Origin of the sequence: Eubacterium sp. AF17-7 (assembly GCF_003461285.1) — a bacterium.
Lineage (GTDB): Bacteria > Bacillota > Clostridia > Lachnospirales > Lachnospiraceae > Eubacterium_U > Eubacterium_U album.
In genome coordinates, this window is sequence record NZ_QTWU01000012.1 from 39,408 (window position 1) to 60,814 (window position 21,407).

A 21,407-nucleotide genomic window follows, 5' to 3' on the forward strand; every position below is an offset into this window, starting at 1 on the left:
AATTATTGAATAGAAATAAGAATTTAATTCGGAATTATTCTAAAGTCAATTAGAAAAGGTAGAGGTTAAGTAAATGAAAATTGGATTTGATAATGACAAGTATTTAAAAATGCAGTCAGAGCATATCAGAGAGAGAATTGAAAAATTTGGAAACAAGTTATATTTAGAATTTGGTGGAAAATTATTTGATGATTATCATGCATCAAGAGTTCTTCCGGGATTTCAGCCTGATTCAAAATTACAGATGTTATTACAGTTAAAAGACCAGGCAGAAGTTGTTATAGTAATTAGTGCGGAAGACATTGAAGAAAATAAGGTAAGAGGCGATTATGGAATAACATATGATTTAGATGTATTAAGACTTATTGACGAATTTCAGTCAGTTGGCCTTTTTGTAGGAAGTGTATGCCTTACAAAATTTGCAGGACAGCCATCAGCAGAATTATTCCAACAGAGATTAAAAGAACTTGGAATTAAGTCATACAGACATTATAAGATTCCGGGATATCCAAGCGATGTAAATCATATTGTAAGTGATGAAGGATATGGAAAGAATGATTATATAGAAACAGAGAGACCTTTAGTAGTTATTACTGCACCGGGTCCCGGAAGTGGAAAGATGGCAACATGTCTTTCACAGTTATATCATGAGCATAAAAAAGGAATTGAAGCAGGATACGCTAAATTTGAAACATTTCCTATATGGAATATTCCACTTAAGCACCCTGTTAACCTTGCATATGAAGCAGCAACAGCAGATCTTAATGATGTAAACATGATTGATCCATTTCATTTAGAAGCGTATGGAAAGACTACAGTTAACTATAATAGAGATATAGAAATATTCCCTGTTGTTAATGCAATGTTTGAACTTATTGCAGGTGAAAGTCCATATAAATCACCTACAGATATGGGTGTTAATATGGCTGGTAACTGTATTGTGGATGATGAAGTATGTTGTGAAGCATCACAGCAGGAAATTTTACGAAGATATTATAAATGTTTATGCGATAAAAAACGTAATGGTGAAACAAAAGATGATATATATAAATTAGAACTTTTGATGCAGCAGGCAGGAGTTACTATTGATGACAGAAAAGTAGCAAAAGTAGCTAAAGAAATTGAAGAAAAAACAGGTAGTCCTGCAGTAGCTATTGAGCTTGAAGATGGAACAATGATTACAGGAAAAACAAGTGATTTGCTTGGTTCATCTGCAGCAGCCTTATTAAATGCAGTTAAGAAATTAGGTAAAATTGAAGATGATGTTAAATTGGTATCACCACAGGCAATTGAACCGATTCAGACATTAAAGACACAGTATTTAGGAAGTCAGAATCCACGACTTCATACAGACGAAATTTTAATTGCTTTATCATCAACAGCAGCAAATAGTGAAGTTGCAAAAGTAGCGATGAAGCAGTTACATAAGTTAAAAGGATGTCAGGCACATTCTACAGTATTGCTTACATCAGTAGATGAACAGACATTTAAGAGATTAGGAATACAGCTTACATGTGAACCTAAATACGAAGAAGATGGAAGAAAATATCATAAACACTAATTTGCAAAATAATAAATATAAACATTAAAATAACCGGTTATTAATTTTTCTTAGATTGATAACCGGTTAAAATAAGCAGGGAAAGTTGAGGTAAATATGATACAGGACATAGAACCAAAACTAAACAATCAATATAAAAATATTAAGCCTAAAGATAATGATTATGTATTAAGTTACAGTGGGAGAAGGGTATTGTTATCTAAAAAGGCAGAAACACTAGAATATTTAACATATGAGAAGTATAAACAGATAAATCAGGGGGATGATACCTTGGTTTATTTTTTTAGTATAGGAAATGATTCATATTTCTATGAAAAAAGCGAAATAGAAGCTGATGGATTTGAGTATGTACCAATGTTTAAGACAAGAACAATGAAACCAATGACTAAAGTAATGGCAGCAGCAACAGGATGGCATTTAAATATGTGGTATAAGTCTAATAAATTTTGTGGGGCATGTGGTTGTAATATGGAACATGATGAAAAAATAAGAATGCTAAAATGTCCTAAATGTGGAAATCAGGTATTCCCAAAAATCGCTCCGGCAGTTATAGTAGGAGTGACGGACAATGATAAAATATTATTAACAAAATATGCAGACAGAGAGTATAAAAGATATGCACTAATTGCAGGTTTTACAGAGATAGGAGAGACTATCGAAGAAACAGTTGCAAGGGAAGTATTTGAAGAAACAGGAGTGCATATTAAAGATATAACATATTACAAAAGCCAACCATGGGGATATGATGGTAATGTCCTTATGGGATTTTTTGCAAAACTAGATGGCAATATGAAAATTACAATGGATGAAGATGAATTGTCCGTAGCAGAATGGGTTAATTATAAAGATGTTCCGGATGATGAAGAAAAGATAAGCCTAACAAGAGAAATGATGACATGTTTTCGCAAGGAGAGAGAAAATGAAAGCAAAAGACGAAAAAACAAATGTAATGAGAGTTTTAGACAGTAAGAAAATTAAATATCAGCATTATTATTATGGTGATACAGATGCAATAAGTGGGACTGATGTTGCAAAAGCATTAGGACAAAATCCGGAGTGCGTATTTAAAACATTAGTCACAGAAGGAAAGACAAAAAATCACTATGTATTTATTGTACCTGTAGAAAAAGAACTTGATTTAAAAAAGGCAGCAAAAGCTGTAGGAGAAAAATCAATACAAATGATAAAATCAAAGGAACTTTTACCACTTACAGGATACATTCATGGTGGCTGCTCACCGATTGGAATGAAAAAATTATTTAAAACAACAATTGATTCGAGTGTAGAAAAAGTAGAAAAATTTTGCGTAAGTGGTGGAAAAATCGGCTATCAGGTAGAAATTACACTTGAAGATTTAAGAAAGGTAATTCCTGTTCAGACCGCTGAAATTACTGTATAAATATAAAATGTATTATGTGGAGCGTGTAAGGGTTAAAAGAAAGTGCATTTGGCAGCGTAGGTTCAATAGCACATCATTATAGCAGATAGTATGGCTTGATGCGAATGCTTAAAGAGTTTAAAGGAGAAAAGATATGGGATACGAATTAATTGGATTAGATATGGATGGAACATTGCTAAATTCAGAAAAGAAGATTAATTCAGGTGTTATTTTAGCAATAAAAGAAGCAATAGAAAATGGAAAACATATTTCGTTATCATCCGGACGGGCATTAGCTGAAATAGAAGAATATAGAGAACAATTAAAGGATATGGAATATGCCATCCTTGAAAGTGGAGCTTTGGTTTATAATTTGAAAAATGAAGAAATAATTTCTGCTTCAACAATAGACGAAGAAATAGTTAGTAAGATATTTGATACAGTTAAAGATAAGGATGTGTTTATTCATTTGATATCTAAAGGACGTTCTATTTCACCGAAAAGATTGATTCCGCAAATGGAAAAATACCACATGGGAATTTATATTCCGTTATATGAAAGAGTATGTACAAAAGTTGAGGATACAGTTACATTTCATAATGAAGATAAACAGGGAATAGAAAAAATTAATCTATTTCATACTTGTCCACAAGACAGGGAAGATACGAGAAAAAAATTACAGGGATTACCTATTGTGATGCTTAATGCAGAGGATACATCACTTGAAATTTCACCACTTGGAGTTACAAAGGGATATGGACTAAAAAAACTTTGCAAACACTTGAATATTGAGGTTGAGCAGTCAATTGTAGTTGGAGATGCAGATAATGATCTGGATGTATTAAAAACAGCAGGACTTGCTGTAGCCATGGGCAATGCAAATGCTAATGTAAAAAAGATAGCAGATGTAGAGGTTATGGACAATGACCATGATGGGGTTGCAGAGGCAATATACAAATATTTATTGGAAAAATAAAAAGATTGAATAATTATATGTACTTGTGATATAATTAGACGTAAGAAATCACGATACGAAACAGAAAACCGGATTCTTTACGAATCCGGTTTTGTAGCGTTTAGGAAAAATTAACACAGAATAAATTTAAAGAATAGGAGTGAATTGTGTATGCATTATGACTTGATTATTGTAGGTGCAGGACCGGCAGGAATCTTTACGGCATTAGAACTTTTAAAAAATAATAGCGATAAGAAGATTCTTTTGGTTGAGAAAGGAAAAGCAGTAGAAAAAAGACATTGCCCGAAAGCGGAAGTAGGACATTGTGTTAACTGCAAGCCAAATTGTGCAATAACTACAGGGTTCTCCGGAGCAGGAGCTTTTTCAGATGGTAAGTTAAGCTTGTCATATGAAGTAGGTGGAGATTTGCCGATGCTTATTGGAGAAGAATTTGCACAGGAATTAATTGACTATACAGATACAATCTATTTGGAATTTGGTGCAGACCCACATGTAGAAGGAATTTACGAGGGAGAAGACATCAAGGAAATAAGAAAGAATGCAATTAAGGCAGGTCTTAAGTTAGTAGACTGCCCAATCAGACATTTGGGAACGGAAAAGGCACAGCAGCTTTATTACAATATTCAGGAATGGTTGTTACAGCATGGTGTTGAAATGAAATTTGAAATAGAATGTGAAAATATCATTCTCGATGAAGAAGGCTGTAAAGGTGTTATCTTAAGAGAAGGTAATGAAAGTGTTCATTATTATGCAGATGAAGTTGTTATTGCAACAGGAAGAAGAGGAGCTGATTGGTTAGAAAAACTATGTGCAGAACATAATATTGCACATAAACCGGGAACAGTTGATATCGGTGTGCGTGTAGAATGCAGAAATGAAGTAATGGAAAAGGTTAACGAAGTACTTTATGAGTCAAAGCTTATCGGATATCCAAGACCATGGAAAAATAAGGTACGTACATTCTGCCAAAATCCGGGAGGATTTGTTGCGCAGGAAAATTATGACAATGATTTGGCTGTAGTAAATGGTCATAGCTTCAAGGAAAAGAAGAGTAATAATACAAACCTTGCAATACTTGTAAGCCATAACTTTACTGAGCCATTCAACAAGCCGATTGAATATGCACAAAAGGTTGGTGAGTTGACAAATATGTTAGGCGCAGGTCATATTATGGTACAAAGATACGGAGATATTCTCGATGGAAAGAGAACATGGCCTAAAGAATTAGCACAGAGTAATGTTAAACCTACACTTAAAGATGCAGTAGCAGGTGATATAACAGCGGCAATGCCATACAGAGCAATGACAAATATCATTGAATTTATAAAAATGCTTGATAAAGTTGTTCCGGGATTCGCTTCAACAGAAACATTGTTGTACAGCCCTGAATTAAAATTCTATTCAAATAAAGTAAAAATGGACGAAAACCTTAATACAAACATTAAAGGTTTACATTGTCTTGGAGATTCTTCAGGATGGACAAGAGGTCTTATGATGGCATCAGTTATGGGTGTTCTTATGGGAAGAAAATTATTAGATAAATAAACGGAAGCAACAATCTGTCTGGATAGATGGGTTGTTGCTTCTTTTGCCATGAGAATCAGCCGGATTTATTAAAAATAGAATAAACACAAAATAAATGAAAAGAATATATTAGAGAAAAGATAAAATACACAATATATTTTTTATTAAATAGGATTAAGTGCCTGTATCAATAGTATGAATTTACAGTTTTAGTGAAGAAAGTAATACATTACAGTAAAAGAAAATTGCATTTAATTGTTATACATTTGGCGAAATTTGTATATTTTTTAGAAAAAATATGTATAGTATAATTCAATTTAAGATGTAGAAATCTACAGAGAATATAAGCTTTAGATGTTTATGAAAATGTTATAGCTTATGAGATTTTAAGAAAGGTGGTGTCTTAATGATTAAAGAAACAATGGCTTCCATTAAAAAAGCTGAAAAACAAGGGGAAGAAATTGTTAATAAAGCAAATGAAGATGCTGAAAAAAATATAAAAAAGGCAAATGAAGATGCTGAAAAGAGCATTGATGATGCAGTAAAAAGGCAGAAAGACAAGATAGAAGAATATTGTCAAAAAGCCAGAGAAAGAGGAGAGAAAGAAGCAAAAACAATTAGAAGTGATAATGAAAAGAATGTTAAAGAACTGTATGACAAGGCTTTAACTCTCGAAAATGAGGCTGTAAATAAGGCAGTAGAAGAAGTAATGAAATTTTAATTGTTTGTGATTTGAAATTTAAGATTATTAGATTGCATATAATGAAGGAATTGATGCTTAATCGATATAATTAAATTATCATATAACTATAAATTGTTATTTCTTTAGAAATAAAGAAGGGAGGCATGATAAAATGGCAGTATTAGAAATGCAAAAAATATGCATTTGTGCCCTGAAAAAAGAACGAAAGCCTATCATAGAATATATTCAAAGAAGTGGTGTTGTTGAAATCAAGGAAAGAAAAGTAAAAAAAGGCTTTTCCAAGATGGATACAAGTGTTGCTAAATCAAGTTTTGAAAGAAATGCAGCTTTAGCAGAAAATGCTTTGGAAGTATTAGAGCAATATGAACCGGAAAAGAAATCAATGTTTTCGTCTCTAGAAGGAAAGAGGCAGGTTGCTTCAAATGAATTTAAAAGAATTTCAGATAATAGAGATGAAATAATGGATAAAATATCAGCTATTCTTAATTTGCAAAAAGAAATATCAGCAAAACAAAATGATATTTTGAAATTAAAAGCAAATATAGAAGCTGTAAAACCATGGTTAAATATGGATGTTCCGGGTGCGACAACGGGAACTGAAAAGACAGCGTTTATTTATGGCTCATTTCCCGGAAATATTACTCAGGAACAACTGTATCAGCAAATCCAGTCAAATGAAAAGTTCCCTAAAGCGAGCGATGTAAGAATATTTTATTCAGACAAAAATCAGACCTGTGTTGCAGGATTTTGTATGAAAAAAGATGCAGAACAGTTTGAGGAAGCATTGAGGCAGATGGATTTTTCAAGACCTTCGCTGATAATGAGAAGTATTCCTGAGGTATCTAAGGAAAAATGGACAAAGAGGATTGCTGAGTTTGAAAACAGCATAGATAATCGCATTGAGGAACTCAGGCAATTAGCAGAGGATAGAGAGGACATTCAGTTAGCGGCAGATTATTTTAACAGCAGAGCAGAAAAATACGATGTACTTGGAAGGATTCTTCAAACAAAACATGTATTTATAATTACAGGTTATATTCCAAAAAAAGAATTTGAGAAGCTTAAAGAAACACTTACTGATAAATTCACGGTTATGATTGAGGCAGAAGAGATATCGGCAAAAGAACAACCTCCGGTTTTACTTGAAAACAACGTTTTTGCAAGACCTGTAGAGGGTGTTGTTGAATCATTTGGATTACCAAAGAAAGGCGAGTTTGACCCAAGTGCAATAATGGCAGTATTTTATTACATTTTATTTGGAATGATGCTAAGCGATGCAGCTTATGGATTGATAATATTTTTAGCATGCTTTATAGCGATAAAAAAATTCCCTAGAATGGGCGATTCGTTAAATAAATCATTGCATATGTTTATGTATTGCGGAATATCAACGACAATATGGGGATTGCTATTTGGAGGATTTTTTGGTGATGCAATTACAGTTGTATCGAATGTATTTTTCCATAAAAATATAGAACTTAAAGCGTTGTGGTTTGTTCCGCTTAACGATCCGATGAGACTGTTAATGTATTCAATGGTAATAGGAATTATTCATATGTTCTTAGGACTTGGAATAAAAGGGTATATGCTTTTGAAAGACAATAAAATAGTGGATTTTATATGTGATGTATTATTGTGGTATTCACTGTTAATCGGATTAATATTGTTATTATTGCCAACTGATTTATTTGCATCTATTTCACAGATGACATTTGTATTTCCGGTATGGCTGACAATCCTGTCAAAAGTTTTAACAATAATAGGACTTGTAGGATTGCTTCTTATGTCCGGCAGAAGAAAAGGTAACAAGTGGGCTATCAGAATTGCTCTTGGAGCTTATGATATTTATAACGTAACAGGCTGGCTAAGCGATTTGCTGTCATATTCAAGACTTTTAGCATTAGGTCTGGCAACAGGAGTTATTGCATCAGTTGTAAATTCTATGGGCAGCATGATAGGCGATGGCCCGGTAGGAATAATAATTTTCATAATAGTATTTATTGTAGGTCATACACTAAACCTTGCAATCAATCTGTTAGGAGCTTATGTTCATACAAACAGATTACAGTATGTAGAATTTTTCGGAAAATTCTATGAAGGAGGAGGCAGAGCCTTCAATCCATTCACATTAAAAACAAAATATGTTGAGTTAGATAAAGGAGAGAAATAATAATGGAATTAGGAATTTTTTATGCCATTCTTGGCGCAGCGTTAGCAACTTTATTGGCAGGAGCAGGATCAGCAATGGGTGTAGGTATTGCAGGTCAGGCAGCAGCAGGTGTAGTAACAGAAGATCCGGGTAAATTTTCAAAGGTTTTAATTTTACAGCTTCTTCCTGGTACACAGGGTATTTACGGTTTATTAGTTGCATTTATCACATTAAGTAAAATCGGTTTATTAAACGGAAATCTTGCATCAATATCAACAGGAACAGGACTTATGATTTTAGCCGCATGTCTTCCAATTGGTGTTGTTGGTTTAATCTCAGGATTACACCAGGGAAAAACAGCAGTTGCAAGTATTGGAATCGTAGCTAAGAAACCTGAACAGTTTGGTAAGTCAATGTTATTCCCTGCAATGGTTGAAACATATGCTATTTTAGCACTTCTTATATCAATTCTTTCTGTAAGTAATATTCCGGTTTAATAGAAGTATATAAGCAGAAAGGAGTTGCCCATGGGTGGATTAGAAGAAATATTAAACCAAATTAAAGCTGACGCAAATGAAGAAGCGGCAGATATTTTGGCAAAGGCACAAGACACCTGCGACTCTATAAAAGAAAACGCTCAAATTGAAATTGATAAAATAGAGACTGCAGGGACAAAAAAGGCTGAGAGTGAAGAAAAATTACTATTTAGTAAAATTAAGTCAGCAGCCGGAATGGAAGCAAAGCAGAAAAATCTTGAAGCAAAACAAAAAATTATTTCAGATATAGTGAATAAGGCATATAACAAAATGGTAAATGCTTCGGATGAGGAATATTTTGGTTATTTAATAAAAATGACAGAGGAATATGCTCAGCCGGCAGAAGGAAAAATGTGCCTTAATAAAAAAGATTTAGAGAGACTTCCTAAGGATTTTCAGGAAAAGATAAGTGAAGCAGCAAACAAAAATAATGGAAAATTATCAGTAAGCAATGAACCTATAAATATTGAAAATGGAATGATTCTTGATTACGGAGATATAGTGGAAAATTGTACTTTTGATGCTGTATTTCACAATAAAAAAGATGATTTGCAGGATGAAATTAACAGATTCCTGTTTAAATAGTTGAGGAGGAAAATATATGTCAGAAACCAATTATACTTATGCGGTTGCCCGTGTTCGTGCAAAAGAGGTCTCACTATTTTCTGATTCAGTGATTGAACAGTTGATGGCTTGTAAAGATTATAAAAGCTGTATGGCATTTCTTCATGACCATGGTTGGGGAAATGGAGAACCGGCGGAAACAGAAGATGAAATGCTTGCATTTGAGAGAAAGAAAACCTGGGATGACATACATGAGTTAGTAAATGAGAAAGATGCATTTGCTGTAATTACAGTACCAAGAGAGTATCATAATTTAAAAGCAGCAATTAAACAGGTATGTAGTGGAGATAAAGCAGAGCATGCATATTATGATAATTGCAGATGGTCACCTGAGCAGTTGAAGGATATGGTTGAAAGAAAAGATTTTGACAGTTTGCCTGAAAGAATGGCTTATGTAGCGAATGAAGCGACAGAGGCGTTACTACAAACTCAGGATGGTCAGTTATGTGACATAATAATTGATACAGCAACATTAGAAGCTGTTAAAGAAGAAGGAGCAAAATCAGATTCAAAATTAATAAAACAATATGCTGAAGAAATGGTTGCAGTTGCAAATATAAGAGTTGCAGTAAGATGTGCTAAAACAAAGAAATCAAAAGATTTCATGGAAAGAGCAATTGTTGCCTGTGATTCTTTAAGCAAAGCTTCTTTAATTAAAGGCGCGGAATCAGGAATTGATGGAATATGCAGTTATTTACAATCGGCAGGATACAGCGAGGCAGCTGAACATATAAAAGAATCACCGTCAGCTTTTGAAAGATGGTGTGATAATAGAATAATCGATAAAATCAAAGAAGAAAAATATAATTCTTTTTCGGCAGGCCCAATACTTGCATATTTTCTTGCAAGAGAAAATGAAATAAAAACAGTTAGAATTATATTGACCGGAAAGTTAAATAACTTAAGTGATGATTATATTCGGGAAAGGTTAAGGAAAATGTATGTATAAGATTGCAGTGTTAGGTGATTATGACAGTATATATGGGTTTGGCGCAATCGGAATGGACACATTCCCGGTAACCGACCCGGAAGAGGGAATTAAAACCCTTAGAGTGTTGGCTAAAAGCGAATACGAAATTATTTATGTGACGGAAGGTCTGGCAGTTCAGATTAATCATGAGATAAATAAATATAAAGAAATGCTGTCACCGGCAATAATATTAATTCCCGGCGTATTTGGAAATACCGGGGAAGGAGTTGCAGGAGTTAAGGCAAGTGTAGAACAGGCTGTAGGCAGCGATATTTTGTTTTCATAAATTAAAGTGAAGTGATTTTATTTCACAGTAAGGAGACTAGTATGAGCAAAGGAGTAATTAAGAAGGTTGCGGGACCTTTAGTTATAGCAGAAGGGATGAGAGATGCCAATATGTTTGACGTTGTAAGAGTAAGTAAAGAACGTCTTATTGGCGAAATCATTGAAATGCATGGTGACCAGGCTTCGATTCAGGTATATGAAGAAACAGCAGGACTTGGACCGGGAGAAGAAGTTGAGTCAACAGAAGCACCATTATCTGTAGAATTAGGTCCGGGACTTATAGCAAGTATATATGATGGAATTCAAAGACCACTTGATGATATTATGAAAGTGGCAGGAAACAACTTGAAAAGAGGTGTTGAAGTACCATCCCTAAAGCGTGATTTGAAATGGAACTTTGTACCTTGCATGAATGTTGGAGATGAAGTTGAAACAGGAGATGTTATTGGTACTGTAAAAGAAACAGAAGTTGTAACTCAGAAGATAATGATTCCATATGGAATTAAAGGAAAAATAAAATCAATAACAGCCGGAAATTATACAGTTACAGAGACAGTTGCAGTTGTAGAGACAAAAGACGGCGATAAAGAAATTACATTAATGCAGAAATGGCCGGTTAGAAAAGGAAGACCATATGCAAAGAAACTTCCACCAACAAAACCATTGGTAACAGGTCAGAGAGTAGTAGATACATTATTCCCAATTGCAAGAGGCGGTGTAGCAGCAGTTCCGGGACCATTTGGTTCAGGAAAAACAGTAATTCAGCATCAGTTGGCAAAATGGGCAGAGGCAGATATTGTTGTATACATTGGTTGTGGAGAACGTGGAAATGAGATGACAGATGTACTTAATGAATTTCCGGAATTAAAGGACCCAAAGACAGGACGTTCCCTGATGGAGAGAACAGTATTAATAGCAAATACATCAGATATGCCTGTTGCAGCCAGAGAAGCTTCTATTTATACAGGAATTACAATTGCTGAGTATTTTAGAGATATGGGATATTCAGTAGCACTTATGGCAGATTCAACTTCAAGATGGGCAGAAGCGCTTCGCGAAATGTCAGGACGACTTGAAGAAATGCCTGGTGAAGAAGGTTATCCGGCATATTTAGGTTCAAGACTTGCTCAGTTTTATGAAAGAGCAGGTGAGGTTATTTCACTTGGAAAAGAAGGAAGAGAAGGAGCACTTTCGGTAATTGGAGCTGTATCTCCTCCGGGTGGTGATATTTCAGAACCTGTGTCTCAGGCTACACTTCGTATCGTAAAGGTATTCTGGGGACTTGATTCAGCATTAGCTTATAAGAGACATTTTCCTGCAATTAACTGGTTAACAAGTTATTCCTTATATGTAGATAATATAGGAAAATGGTTCGAAGAAAATGTATCAGAAGAATGGCTTAAATTAAGACAGGAGCTTATGAGTCTCTTGCAGGATGAAGCACAGTTGGAAGAAATTGTAAAAATGGTAGGTATGGATGCGCTTTCAGCACCTGACAGACTAAAAATGGAAGCAACAAGATCAATAAGAGAAGATTTCTTACATCAGAACTCATTCCATGAGATTGACACATACACTTCTCTTAATAAGCAATATTTAATGATGAAATTAGTACTTGGATATTACTATGAGGCAAATGAAGCTCTTTCAAATGGTGCTTCAATTGACAAATTAATAGCACTTCCAATAAGAGAACAAATCGGAAGATTTAAATATACTAAGGAAGAAGATATTCAGAGTAGATATGATGAAATCTTAAAGGAACTTGAAATTCAGGTTGCAGGAGCATTTGATAAGGAGGACTTCTAATATGGCAAAGGAATATAGAACAATTCAGGAAGTAGCAGGTCCTTTGATGCTTGTTAGGGACGTAGAAAATGTTACTTACGATGAACTTGGAGAAATAGAACTTGCAAATGGTGAAACAAGACGTTGTAAAGTGCTTGAAATAGATGGCAAAAATGCACTGGTACAGTTATTTGAAAGTTCTACTGGAATTAACCTTTCAAACAGTAAAGTAAGATTTTTAGGTCGAAGCATGGAACTTGGCGTTTCGGAAGATATGCTTGGAAGAGTATTTGACGGATTAGGTAACCCAATAGATGACGGACCCGCAATTCTTCCGGAAGAGAGAAGAGATATTAATGGTGTACCTATGAATCCGGCAGCAAGAAATTACCCTTCAGAATTTATTGAAACAGGAATTTCAGCAATTGATGGATTAAACACATTAGTAAGAGGACAGAAATTGCCAATTTTCTCAGCTTCAGGTCTTCCACATGCACAGTTAGCAGCGCAGATTGCAAGACAGGCAAAGGTAAAAGGAAAAGATGAACAGTTCGCCGTAGTATTTGCAGCTATGGGTATAACATTTGAAGAGGCAAATTATTTTATAGATAGTTTCAAAGAAACAGGAGCGATTGATAGAACAGTATTGTTTATAAATTTAGCAAATGACCCGGCTGTTGAACGTATTGCCACACCGAAAATGGCATTGACTGCAGCAGAATATCTTGCATTTGAAAAAGGAATGCATGTTCTTGTAATTCTTACGGATATTACTAACTATGCAGATGCTTTAAGAGAAATTTCTGCAGCAAGAAAAGAAGTTCCGGGACGTAGAGGATATCCGGGATATATGTATACTGATTTGGCAACGATGTATGAAAGAGCAGGACGTCAGAGAGGTAAAGACGGTAGCGTAACAATGATTCCTATTCTTACAATGCCTGAAGATGATAAGACACATCCAATTCCTGACCTTACAGGATATATAACTGAAGGACAGATTATTTTAAGCCGTGAGCTTTACAGAAAAGGCATTCAGCCACCAATAGATGTTCTTCCATCGCTTTCAAGACTTAAAGATAAAGGTATTGGGGAAGGAAAAACAAGAGCAGATCATTCAAATGTAATGAACCAGTTGTTCTCAGCATATGCAAGAGGTAAGGATGCTAAAGAACTGATGGTTATTTTAGGTGAGGCAGCACTTTCAGAAACAGACAGAATTTATGCAAAATTTGCTGATGAATTTGAAAAGAAGTATGTATCACAGGGATACCAGTCAGACAGAAGCATTGAGGAAACAATGGATATAGGATGGGAATTGCTTAATATTTTGCCTCGTGCAGAACTTAAACGTATTGATGATAAATATCTTGATATGTATTACAAAGAAAAATAAGTGATACAAAAAAGCGTTTAGAAAGCGAGGTGAGAGAATGGCAAACACTCAGGTTAATCCTACAAGAATGGAATTGACGAAACAGAAGAAGAAACTTGTATCTGCAGTAAAGGGACATAAACTTTTAAAAGATAAAAGAGATGAGCTTATGAGACAGTTTTTGGATTTGGCAAGGGAAAATATGGAACTTAGACTAAAGGTTGAGGAATCCATAAAAAAGGCAAATACAATTTTTGTTGTTGCTAAGGCGGGAATGAATACTGAAACATTAACAACGGCTTTAATGGCAACAAAGCAAAAACTTGAACTAAATGTAGATAAGAAAAATATAATGAGTGTAGATATTCCGGTATATTCCGTTAAATCTAAGACAGCTAATCCAAATGACATATATTCTTATGGATTTGCATTTACAACAGGAGACTTAGATGATGCAGTCACATCTCTCGCAGATATCAGAGAAGATATGGTACGATTAGCACAGATTGAAAAATCATGTCAGTTGCTTTCAAGTGAAATCGAGAAAACAAGAAGAAGAGTTAATGCCTTAGAACATGTTATAATTCCTGAGGCACAGAAAAATATAAAGTATATTACTATGAAATTAGATGAAAATGAACGAAGCACACAGATTCGATTAATGAAAGTAAAAGATATGATGTTAGAGGAAGCACATCATTATAAAGAAAAATAAATATAGTTATTTTATGTAGCGGACAAATGGAATTTTGTTTTACATCAAAAAATAAATACTAAAATTATGTAAGGTTATTTTTAGTGATGTAAGATAAATTTGTTCGCTACTTTTTTATTTATGGACTATAAAACAGATACTATGCGTGTGCTGATCATAGTTTTAACAAACTATTAAAACGAAAAGCAATAGTAGAGAGAGTAAGGCTTTTACTTGACAGTTATGATTTTTTAAAATATCATATATAAAGTAAAAGATTATTGGGGATATTAAGCCTGACAATAGTGTATGAATTACTTGATTTTTGAGACAAAAGGAGGCAGAAATGATTGATTTTCATTCTCATGTATTGCCTGGTATAGATGATGGAAGCAGTTGCGAGGAGGAATCACTTGACATGCTTCGTATAGCAAAGAGTCAAGGAGTTATTACAATGTTAGCAACTCCTCATTTTTATGCTCAAAATAATTCAGTCGGACATTTCCTAAAAGACAGAGAAAAGTCATTTAATAAATTAAAAGCATGTACCGAATACATGAAAGATGATGCGTATCCTGCTATAAAGCTTGGAGCTGAGGTGTGTTATTTTAATGGAATAGGACAGGCAAGAGAATTGGAAAAACTATGTATAGAAGATACAGATGCGATTCTACTCGAGCTTCCTTTTACACAATGGAATAAATCTGTTTTACAGGATGTAATAATGCTGATGGAAGAGAGGCATCTAACGGTTATTTTGGCACATATAGAAAGATTTTATGCTTTTCAGACAAGGAAAAAAATTTGGAAGGAAATACTTGAATTACCTGTTGTTTTTCAGGTAAACGCAGATTTTTGTGACAATAGAAAGAAAAGAAAAGTGGTAAAAAAGTTAATAGAAAATGATAAACCTCTTATTTTAGGAAGTGATTGTCATAATGTTGATAACCGAAAACCAAATCTGATAAGCGGATATGATTATATATCAGATAAATATGGTCAAAAGATGGTTGAACAAATAGATAATTTTGGAAAAAAAGTGCTTGGATTTGATACGAAATAAGAGTAATAGGGTGTTAATCAAATGAAAATGAAAAGAAAAAAATACATAAAAATCGTTGCAGGAATATTGATATTCATATTATTTATTATAGCTTTTGGATACGGACTTCAGTATATTGATAATAAGACGGAAAAGACGAATGTTTCGGATGAGGATTCTATTAATGACTGGAATGTTCAGGTCGCAAGAGGAAAAATAAAGCTTAATAAGAAAAAATATGATTATTATCATGATTTTGAAAATTACCTTCTTATTGGAACAGATGCTTCAGGAAATGATGGAGAAGGCGATGAATATCAGGGCAGTATGGCAGATTTTTTAATGCTTGTTATTGTTGATAAAACAGATGGAACTTATAGTTTTCTGCAATTTAACAGAGATACCATGACAGAGATATCATTAATTAATCATGAAGGAAAAGGTGCAGCAACGGCAACTCTTCAGTTATGTACGGCACATTGGTATGGTGGAAATAAAGAACAAGGCTGTAAGAATACAGTAAAAGCCGTAAAGAAATTATTAGGTGGTATGGAAATTAATGGCTATTATGAACTTAATATGAGTGAAATTCCTACACTTAATCAAATTGTCGGTGGAGTTACAGTAACATTAGAAGAAGATTTTACAGACAAATATCCTGAAATGAAAAAAGGAGCAACATTACAACTTACTGATGATGAAGCATACGCTTATGTACATGACAGATATGGTGTTGGTGATGAAGAAAATGCATCAAGAATGAAGCGACAACAACAGTATATGACAGGTTTCTTCAAAAAATTACAGGATAAAATTAAGTCAGACAGTAATTATACAACAGATATATTTAATCAGTTGCAGGATAAGGCAACAACAGATATAACAATTGGAACAATATCTAATATAAGCAATATATTTGCAAGTGGAACAAATAAGGGGATATATGAATTACAGGGAGAATCAAAGGTTGGCCAGGCACTGGGAGATAATCTTGATCATATTGAATTTTATGTAGATAAAGATTCTATGGTTACAACTATGGAGGATTTATTTGGAATAAAGGAACATAACAACAAGGAGTAAAGGAAAGAAAAAATGAAACAACAGGTAGATAATATTAATATGAATGAAAAAGAAGATGAAGTAGAAATTAATCTTTTAGACTTATTCAACTATTATCGCAAAAAGATTATTTTTATCATAATTGGTTTTGTAGTTGGAGCTATAATTGCAGGTCTTGTAACAAAATTTTTAATAACACCAAAGTACACTGCTACAGCTAAAGTATACATGGTATCTGCATCAAATAATTCAGTAGTTAATTTGGCAGACTTAAGTATTGGTACTTCATTGTCGGAAGATTATGCGGAATTATTGCATGTACGTCCTATAGTAGAGGCAGTAAGCAAAGAAAATGATTTAGGGTATACATATGAGCAACTTAACGGAATGATTAGTATTTCTACAGTAGAAGATACACGTATTTTGAAAATAGCAGCTGTTAGCGCTAAACCAAAGGAAGCTAAGATTATAGCGAATGCATTGGCTGAAAAGGCAGTTACTGAAATTCCTAAATTAATGGGAACTACAGCACCAAATATTGCAGAAAGAGCAATTACACCTAAATTTAAAAGTTCACCAAGTCTTAAGAAGAATACAATGCTGGGAGCACTTGGAGGGATGGTTTTAGTATTAGCAGTATTGACATTCTTATTTATTACTGATGATACAATTAAGACAGAAGAAGATATTGAAAAATATTTGGGAATTATTCCATTAACTGTTATTCCTGATGGAAATGTGAAATATGGTTCATATAGCAATTATGCAAAAGGAAAAAAAGATTATACACCGAAAAAATAAGCTTGAGGAGAAAGTAAAATGAATAAAATTAAAATGGATTCAATACAGGAACTTCCTTATGCTGTAGAAGAATCAATAAACCGTCTTCGTATAAATGTCAGCTTTTTAGGAAATGAAATAAAGAAAATTGTGGTTGTAAGTACATTGCCAAATGAAGGTAAAAGTTTTGTTACAATGCAGATGTGGAAACAGATGGCTAATGCCGGAATTAAGTCAGTGTTAGTTGATGCTGATATGAGAAATTCAGTATTAGTGAAGAAAAATGATATGGAGCGTCAGGATGGGAAAGAAATGAAAGGTCTTGTAAATTATCTTGCAGAAGATTTTTCTCTAGATGAAGTTATATATGAAAGTCCTTTTGAAAATGGATACATTATTCCAAATGTAGAAAATATAATTAATCCATCAATGTTACTTGAAAGTGACAAATTTGGAAATATGTTAAATGAACTTTCAAAAGATTACAGATATGTATTTGTAGATGCACCACCACTAGGACTTGTTTCAGATGCTGAAAAAATTGGAAGCATGTGTGATGGAGCGATTCTTGTTATAAGAAGTGGAGAAATCACAAGAGCAGAAGTTAAGAATTCAATAAAACAGCTTGAAAGATCAGGATGTAAAATATTAGGAGTGGTTTTAAACCGTGCAACAGATTTGAAAAATAAATACAGTAAACAGAAATATTATAGTGGTAAATAGTAATGATTTATAATACTAAGGAAAAATCTATTAATAATACACAATATTTATGTATAAATTTTACCGAAAATGTCAAAAATATATAGTTTTATATAAAAAGGTATTTAAAAAGACACTCTTTAGTAGTATAATGTGCCTATGGTGAGCTTTTATGATTGTAAAAAGTTTGCTATAGGGCAATCGACTTGGCTTTGGTCGATGTTGCGAATTAATAAATAAAGCTCAATAGAGGACAGGAGGAACTTAATAATGATGAAGAAGTTATTGAAAGAAGTTGCTGTATTAGCAATGGCAGCAGTAGTAGCAGTTAGTTCAGTTTCAGGAGTACAGGCAGCAGTTGCTAGTCCAACAGTAAGTGTTGTACCGGTTGATAAGAAGAACGTTGCAGCTACAGATGGTAACAATGTAGATACAAAGGCTGATGGAACAGCTGAGGTTAACGATGTTACAGTTAGTAAGAATATAGCTACAGTACCTGCTACAGTAACAGTTGATGGGGTAACTTACACAGTAACAGTAATTAAGGCTAAAGCATTTGCTAAGACAGCAAAGAAAGCTAAAAAGATTGTAATTCCAGCTACAGTTAAGAGAGTTAACAAGATGGGATTCACAGGAGCTAAGAAAGTAAAGAAGATTATTGTTAAAGGAACAAAGAGCTTCACAGTAAAGAAAGGTGCTTTCAAGGGATTAAATTCAGCTAAGATTACAGTTAAAGTTAATAAGAAGATGAAAGCTAAAGAATTCAAGAAATTAAAGAAGAATTTAAAGAAAGCCGGATTCAAGGGAAAAGTTACAAAATAATAATAATTACATAAAGAAAAGGAGCTTTGAAAGCTCCTTTTCTTTTTATAGAAGGAGAATGAAATGAAGATAAAAGAAGGGTTTATTTTAAGAAAAGTAGGAGGAAGTAACGTAATTGTTCCTACAGGAAATGAGACAAACGAATTTAATGGAATGATAACAACAAATGATACAGGCGCATTTATATTTGAAAAATTACAAAGTGGAATGAATAGTGATGAAATAGTCAAAACGATAACTGAAGAGTTTGAAATAGACAGTGAAACTGCAACGAAGGACGTAGAAAAATTCATAGAGAAAATGAAAGACGCAAATATATTTGAATAGTTATTCTGGCAAAAAAAGGGATAACTGATTACAAATATATTATTTATAATAATAGAGAAAGAATTTGATTTAGATAATGAAAGATAGAGAAAGTCTTGTATGGATAAAAGCTAAAGCTAAGAAGCAAAGCTTTAGAATAATTATTTTAAGTATAGCAAATATAATTCTTGCACTAATTGGAACAGGCTTATCGGTTTTAAGTAAGTTTGCAATAGATGCGGCAGCAAATGCAGCAGATGCGCAGGGACACGATGAATTTATTAAATTTAGAAACCAGATTATAGTTGTGGGCATTATTATTTTATGCACAATTTTGTTTAGAATGATTCTTAGAATTGCAACGCAGAGCATGACTGTTAAGGCACAGGCAGGTCTTGAAATGAGCATGAGATCGCAATTGTATCAGAGCATTATAAGAAAAAATTATAGTGATATAATGAAATATCATAGTGGAGAGTTAATTAACCGTCTGACAAGCGATATGAAAATAGTTACAGAAGGAGTTACATCAATTATTCCAACTATTTTGTTTTGCGTTTTCCAATTCTTAGGTGCTTTTATAGTGCTTGTTTCATTTGACTGGAGATTTACTATTTTATTTTTAGCAGCAGGAATTGTATTGTCAGTAACAACATTATTTTTTAGAAAAAAATTAAAAAGTCTACATAAGGCTGTTCAGGAGACAGATGGAAAAGTAAGATCATTTTATCAGGAATCAATAGAAAGCATTCTAGCTGTAAAAACATTTGGCGTAGAGGATAAGTTTGCTGAAAAAGGCGACATACTTCAAAAGAAAAATTATGATATGAAAATGAAACGAAGGGTCATAAGTATATGTGCAAACACAGGATTTAGTTTCATTTTTAATGCAGGGTATTTGTTTGCATTAATCTGGTGTGCATTAAAAGTATGCGCAAAGACAATGAGTTTTGGTACTTTGACTGCAATGCTTCAGTTAATATCCCAGATACAAACTCCATTTTTCAATATAACTAAGGTTATTCCGCAATATTACAGTATTTTGGCTTCGGCAGAAAGAATAATCGAGATTGAGAATATACAGGATGAACAAAGAAACGAACCAGAGGAAACGGTAAAAGAACTCTATGATAAATTCGATAAAGGTATATTTAAAAATATAAGATTTAGCTATGGAAGAGATATTGTACTTAAAGAAGGAAATGCAGATTTTAGTAAAGGTGAATTTGTGGCGATAAGGGGAATTTCCGGAATTGGAAAAAGTACTTTGTTTAAACTTTTGCTAGGAGTTTTCAGACCGGATGAAGGTGAGATAAAGTTATGCTTTAAAGATGGAGAAGAAGTTACTGTTTCACCTGATACAAGAAGAATGTTTGCGTATGTACCTCAGGGAAATTTTTTGTTTAGCGGTACAATAAGAGAGAACCTAACTTTAATCAAAGATGCAGATGATGAAACAATAAAGCAGGCATTAATAGCAAGTGATATATATGATTTCGTAAGCAAATTACCAAATGGAATGGATACTAAGATTGGTGAAAACGCCATGGGATTATCAGAAGGTCAGGCACAAAGAATTGCAATTGCGAGAGCAGTTATAAGTGGAGCACCAATCTTATTGTTAGATGAAGCAACATCAGCGCTTGATGAAATGACAGAAAAGAGAGTGTTGGAAAATATAAAGAAATTAAAAGAAAGAACATGTATCATAATTACTCATAAACAGGCTGCGTTAGATGTATGCGATAAGGAATTTATAATTAAAGATAAGTGCTTATATCAAAAATAAAGTGGCATCAGGGATTATTTCCTGATGTCACTTTATTTTTGTGCCTTTTGTGAAATCCGGCATCATTTTATAAGTACATATTTATTCACCATATCCCACAATGAGTCATGAAATACCATTGCAAGTGCTTTCCATTGTTTATGCTTTTGTGATTCGTATTCTAACTGCTTTTTCAACTGCTGTATTTCAAGAAGTAAATCTTCCGTTTCCTTTAGTAGAAGTTCATTTTCATTAATCATTTTAAATGTCCTCTTCTAAATTATTGCTGTAAAGCCTATTAAATTATATCAGAAATATGAAGAAATATGGAAAGAATATATCGACACAAAATAGACAATTAT

The 21,407-nt window shown here is 33.5% G+C and carries 22 protein-coding genes; 21 read left to right on the forward strand and 1 reads right to left on the reverse strand.

Annotation, left to right across the window (positions count from 1 at the left end; all coding sequences use genetic code 11):
- Positions 1-73 precede the first annotated feature (73 nt).
- The 21 genes from DWW96_RS10295 to DWW96_RS10395 all read left to right on the forward strand — a co-directional run bounded on the left by DWW96_RS10295 (position 74) and on the right by DWW96_RS10395 (position 21,066).
- The gene (locus tag DWW96_RS10295; RefSeq protein ID WP_022088264.1) at positions 74-1,561 is read left to right on the forward strand and encodes a DUF1846 domain-containing protein; all 1,488 of its coding nucleotides are present in this window, start codon (positions 74-76) and stop codon (positions 1,559-1,561) included.
- Between the two features lie 96 nt (positions 1,562-1,657).
- A complete protein-coding gene (gene nudC, locus DWW96_RS10300) occupies positions 1,658-2,530 on the forward strand; it encodes an NAD(+) diphosphatase (RefSeq protein ID WP_117910339.1) in 873 nt (290 codons plus the stop codon).
- The gene (ybaK, locus tag DWW96_RS10305; RefSeq protein ID WP_117910340.1) at positions 2,481-2,960 is read left to right on the forward strand and encodes a Cys-tRNA(Pro) deacylase; all 480 of its coding nucleotides are present in this window, start codon (positions 2,481-2,483) and stop codon (positions 2,958-2,960) included. The genes nudC and ybaK overlap by 50 nt, the downstream gene beginning before the upstream one ends.
- Before the next feature lie 133 nt (positions 2,961-3,093).
- Positions 3,094-3,915, forward strand: coding sequence for a Cof-type HAD-IIB family hydrolase (locus tag DWW96_RS10310; protein ID WP_117910341.1), 822 nt, complete (start codon positions 3,094-3,096; stop codon positions 3,913-3,915).
- A 150-nt stretch (positions 3,916-4,065) separates the two neighbouring features.
- Positions 4,066-5,460 carry an FAD-dependent protein gene (locus DWW96_RS10315; RefSeq protein ID WP_022088268.1) on the forward strand — a complete coding sequence of 465 codons (1,395 nt, stop codon included), beginning with the start codon at positions 4,066-4,068 and terminating at the stop codon, positions 5,458-5,460.
- 385 nt (positions 5,461-5,845) lie between these two features.
- Complete coding sequence (locus DWW96_RS10320; protein WP_117910342.1) at positions 5,846-6,160, forward strand: hypothetical protein; 315 nt, start codon at positions 5,846-5,848, stop codon at positions 6,158-6,160.
- Between the two features lie 133 nt (positions 6,161-6,293).
- The gene (locus tag DWW96_RS10325) at positions 6,294-8,312 is read left to right on the forward strand and encodes a V-type ATP synthase subunit I (RefSeq protein ID WP_117910343.1); all 2,019 of its coding nucleotides are present in this window, start codon (positions 6,294-6,296) and stop codon (positions 8,310-8,312) included.
- Entirely contained in the window at positions 8,312-8,788 is a 477-nt protein-coding gene (locus DWW96_RS10330; RefSeq protein ID WP_336306542.1) for a V-type ATP synthase subunit K, read from the forward strand. Before DWW96_RS10325 ends, DWW96_RS10330 begins: the two co-directional genes overlap by 1 nt.
- A 30-nt stretch (positions 8,789-8,818) precedes the next feature.
- Entirely contained in the window at positions 8,819-9,412 is a 594-nt protein-coding gene (locus DWW96_RS10335; protein WP_117910344.1) for a V-type ATP synthase subunit E, read from the forward strand.
- Positions 9,413-9,428: 16 nt separating this feature from the next.
- On the forward strand, positions 9,429-10,400 hold the full coding sequence (locus DWW96_RS10340) for a V-type ATPase subunit (RefSeq protein ID WP_117910345.1): 972 nt from the start codon (positions 9,429-9,431) through the stop codon (positions 10,398-10,400).
- Positions 10,393-10,707: a V-type ATP synthase subunit F gene (locus tag DWW96_RS10345; RefSeq protein WP_117910346.1), complete on the forward strand. Its 315-nt coding sequence runs from the start codon at positions 10,393-10,395 to the stop codon at positions 10,705-10,707. Before DWW96_RS10340 ends, DWW96_RS10345 begins: the two co-directional genes overlap by 8 nt.
- Before the next feature lie 41 nt (positions 10,708-10,748).
- Positions 10,749-12,515, forward strand: coding sequence for a V-type ATP synthase subunit A (locus DWW96_RS10350; RefSeq protein WP_117910347.1), 1,767 nt, complete (start codon positions 10,749-10,751; stop codon positions 12,513-12,515).
- Position 12,516: 1 nt separating this feature from the next.
- A complete protein-coding gene (locus DWW96_RS10355) occupies positions 12,517-13,890 on the forward strand; it encodes a V-type ATP synthase subunit B (RefSeq protein ID WP_117910348.1) in 1,374 nt (457 codons plus the stop codon).
- Positions 13,891-13,927: 37 nt separating this feature from the next.
- Positions 13,928-14,584: a V-type ATP synthase subunit D gene (locus DWW96_RS10360; protein ID WP_117910349.1), complete on the forward strand. Its 657-nt coding sequence runs from the start codon at positions 13,928-13,930 to the stop codon at positions 14,582-14,584.
- 325 nt (positions 14,585-14,909) lie between these two features.
- Positions 14,910-15,626 carry a CpsB/CapC family capsule biosynthesis tyrosine phosphatase gene (locus DWW96_RS10365; RefSeq protein ID WP_117910350.1) on the forward strand — a complete coding sequence of 239 codons (717 nt, stop codon included), beginning with the start codon at positions 14,910-14,912 and terminating at the stop codon, positions 15,624-15,626.
- A 27-nt stretch (positions 15,627-15,653) separates the two neighbouring features.
- On the forward strand, positions 15,654-16,688 hold the full coding sequence (locus DWW96_RS10370; protein ID WP_199522690.1) for an LCP family protein: 1,035 nt from the start codon (positions 15,654-15,656) through the stop codon (positions 16,686-16,688).
- Positions 16,689-16,700: 12 nt separating this feature from the next.
- Positions 16,701-17,468 (forward strand): Wzz/FepE/Etk N-terminal domain-containing protein, encoded by a 768-nt coding sequence (locus tag DWW96_RS10375; RefSeq protein WP_117910352.1) that lies wholly within the window; start codon positions 16,701-16,703, stop codon positions 17,466-17,468.
- Between the two features lie 18 nt (positions 17,469-17,486).
- Positions 17,487-18,170 (forward strand): CpsD/CapB family tyrosine-protein kinase, encoded by a 684-nt coding sequence (locus tag DWW96_RS10380; protein WP_117910353.1) that lies wholly within the window; start codon positions 17,487-17,489, stop codon positions 18,168-18,170.
- Positions 18,171-18,419: 249 nt separating this feature from the next.
- Positions 18,420-18,971 (forward strand): leucine-rich repeat protein, encoded by a 552-nt coding sequence (locus DWW96_RS10385; protein WP_117910354.1) that lies wholly within the window; start codon positions 18,420-18,422, stop codon positions 18,969-18,971.
- A 63-nt stretch (positions 18,972-19,034) separates the two neighbouring features.
- The gene (locus tag DWW96_RS10390) at positions 19,035-19,298 is read left to right on the forward strand and encodes a PqqD family protein (RefSeq protein WP_022088283.1); all 264 of its coding nucleotides are present in this window, start codon (positions 19,035-19,037) and stop codon (positions 19,296-19,298) included.
- Positions 19,299-19,374: 76 nt separating this feature from the next.
- Positions 19,375-21,066 (forward strand): ABC transporter ATP-binding protein, encoded by a 1,692-nt coding sequence (locus tag DWW96_RS10395; RefSeq protein WP_117910355.1) that lies wholly within the window; start codon positions 19,375-19,377, stop codon positions 21,064-21,066.
- A gap of 62 nt (positions 21,067-21,128) precedes the next feature.
- On the opposite strand, the gene DWW96_RS14045 is transcribed toward DWW96_RS10395, so the two are convergent.
- Positions 21,129-21,305, reverse strand: coding sequence for a hypothetical protein (locus tag DWW96_RS14045; protein ID WP_022088285.1), 177 nt, complete (start codon positions 21,303-21,305; stop codon positions 21,129-21,131).
- Positions 21,306-21,407 lie beyond the last annotated feature (102 nt).

Coding starts and splice junctions, on each gene's coding strand:
- DWW96_RS10295 (WP_022088264.1), top strand. CDS start 74: ATGAAAATTGGATTTGATAATGACAAGTATTTAAAAATGCAGTCAGAG.
- nudC (WP_117910339.1), top strand. CDS start 1,658: ATGATACAGGACATAGAACCAAAACTAAACAATCAATATAAAAATATT.
- ybaK (WP_117910340.1), top strand. CDS start 2,481: ATGAAAGCAAAAGACGAAAAAACAAATGTAATGAGAGTTTTAGACAGT.
- DWW96_RS10310 (WP_117910341.1), top strand. CDS start 3,094: ATGGGATACGAATTAATTGGATTAGATATGGATGGAACATTGCTAAAT.
- DWW96_RS10315 (WP_022088268.1), top strand. CDS start 4,066: ATGCATTATGACTTGATTATTGTAGGTGCAGGACCGGCAGGAATCTTT.
- DWW96_RS10320 (WP_117910342.1), top strand. CDS start 5,846: ATGATTAAAGAAACAATGGCTTCCATTAAAAAAGCTGAAAAACAAGGG.
- DWW96_RS10325 (WP_117910343.1), top strand. CDS start 6,294: ATGGCAGTATTAGAAATGCAAAAAATATGCATTTGTGCCCTGAAAAAA.
- DWW96_RS10335 (WP_117910344.1), top strand. CDS start 8,819: ATGGGTGGATTAGAAGAAATATTAAACCAAATTAAAGCTGACGCAAAT.
- DWW96_RS10340 (WP_117910345.1), top strand. CDS start 9,429: ATGTCAGAAACCAATTATACTTATGCGGTTGCCCGTGTTCGTGCAAAA.
- DWW96_RS10345 (WP_117910346.1), top strand. CDS start 10,393: ATGTATAAGATTGCAGTGTTAGGTGATTATGACAGTATATATGGGTTT.
- DWW96_RS10350 (WP_117910347.1), top strand. CDS start 10,749: ATGAGCAAAGGAGTAATTAAGAAGGTTGCGGGACCTTTAGTTATAGCA.
- DWW96_RS10355 (WP_117910348.1), top strand. CDS start 12,517: ATGGCAAAGGAATATAGAACAATTCAGGAAGTAGCAGGTCCTTTGATG.
- DWW96_RS10360 (WP_117910349.1), top strand. CDS start 13,928: ATGGCAAACACTCAGGTTAATCCTACAAGAATGGAATTGACGAAACAG.
- DWW96_RS10365 (WP_117910350.1), top strand. CDS start 14,910: ATGATTGATTTTCATTCTCATGTATTGCCTGGTATAGATGATGGAAGC.
- DWW96_RS10370 (WP_199522690.1), top strand. CDS start 15,654: ATGAAAAGAAAAAAATACATAAAAATCGTTGCAGGAATATTGATATTC.
- DWW96_RS10375 (WP_117910352.1), top strand. CDS start 16,701: ATGAAACAACAGGTAGATAATATTAATATGAATGAAAAAGAAGATGAA.
- DWW96_RS10380 (WP_117910353.1), top strand. CDS start 17,487: ATGAATAAAATTAAAATGGATTCAATACAGGAACTTCCTTATGCTGTA.
- DWW96_RS10385 (WP_117910354.1), top strand. CDS start 18,420: ATGATGAAGAAGTTATTGAAAGAAGTTGCTGTATTAGCAATGGCAGCA.
- DWW96_RS10390 (WP_022088283.1), top strand. CDS start 19,035: ATGAAGATAAAAGAAGGGTTTATTTTAAGAAAAGTAGGAGGAAGTAAC.
- DWW96_RS10395 (WP_117910355.1), top strand. CDS start 19,375: ATGAAAGATAGAGAAAGTCTTGTATGGATAAAAGCTAAAGCTAAGAAG.
- DWW96_RS14045 (WP_022088285.1), bottom strand. CDS start 21,305: ATGATTAATGAAAATGAACTTCTACTAAAGGAAACGGAAGATTTACTT.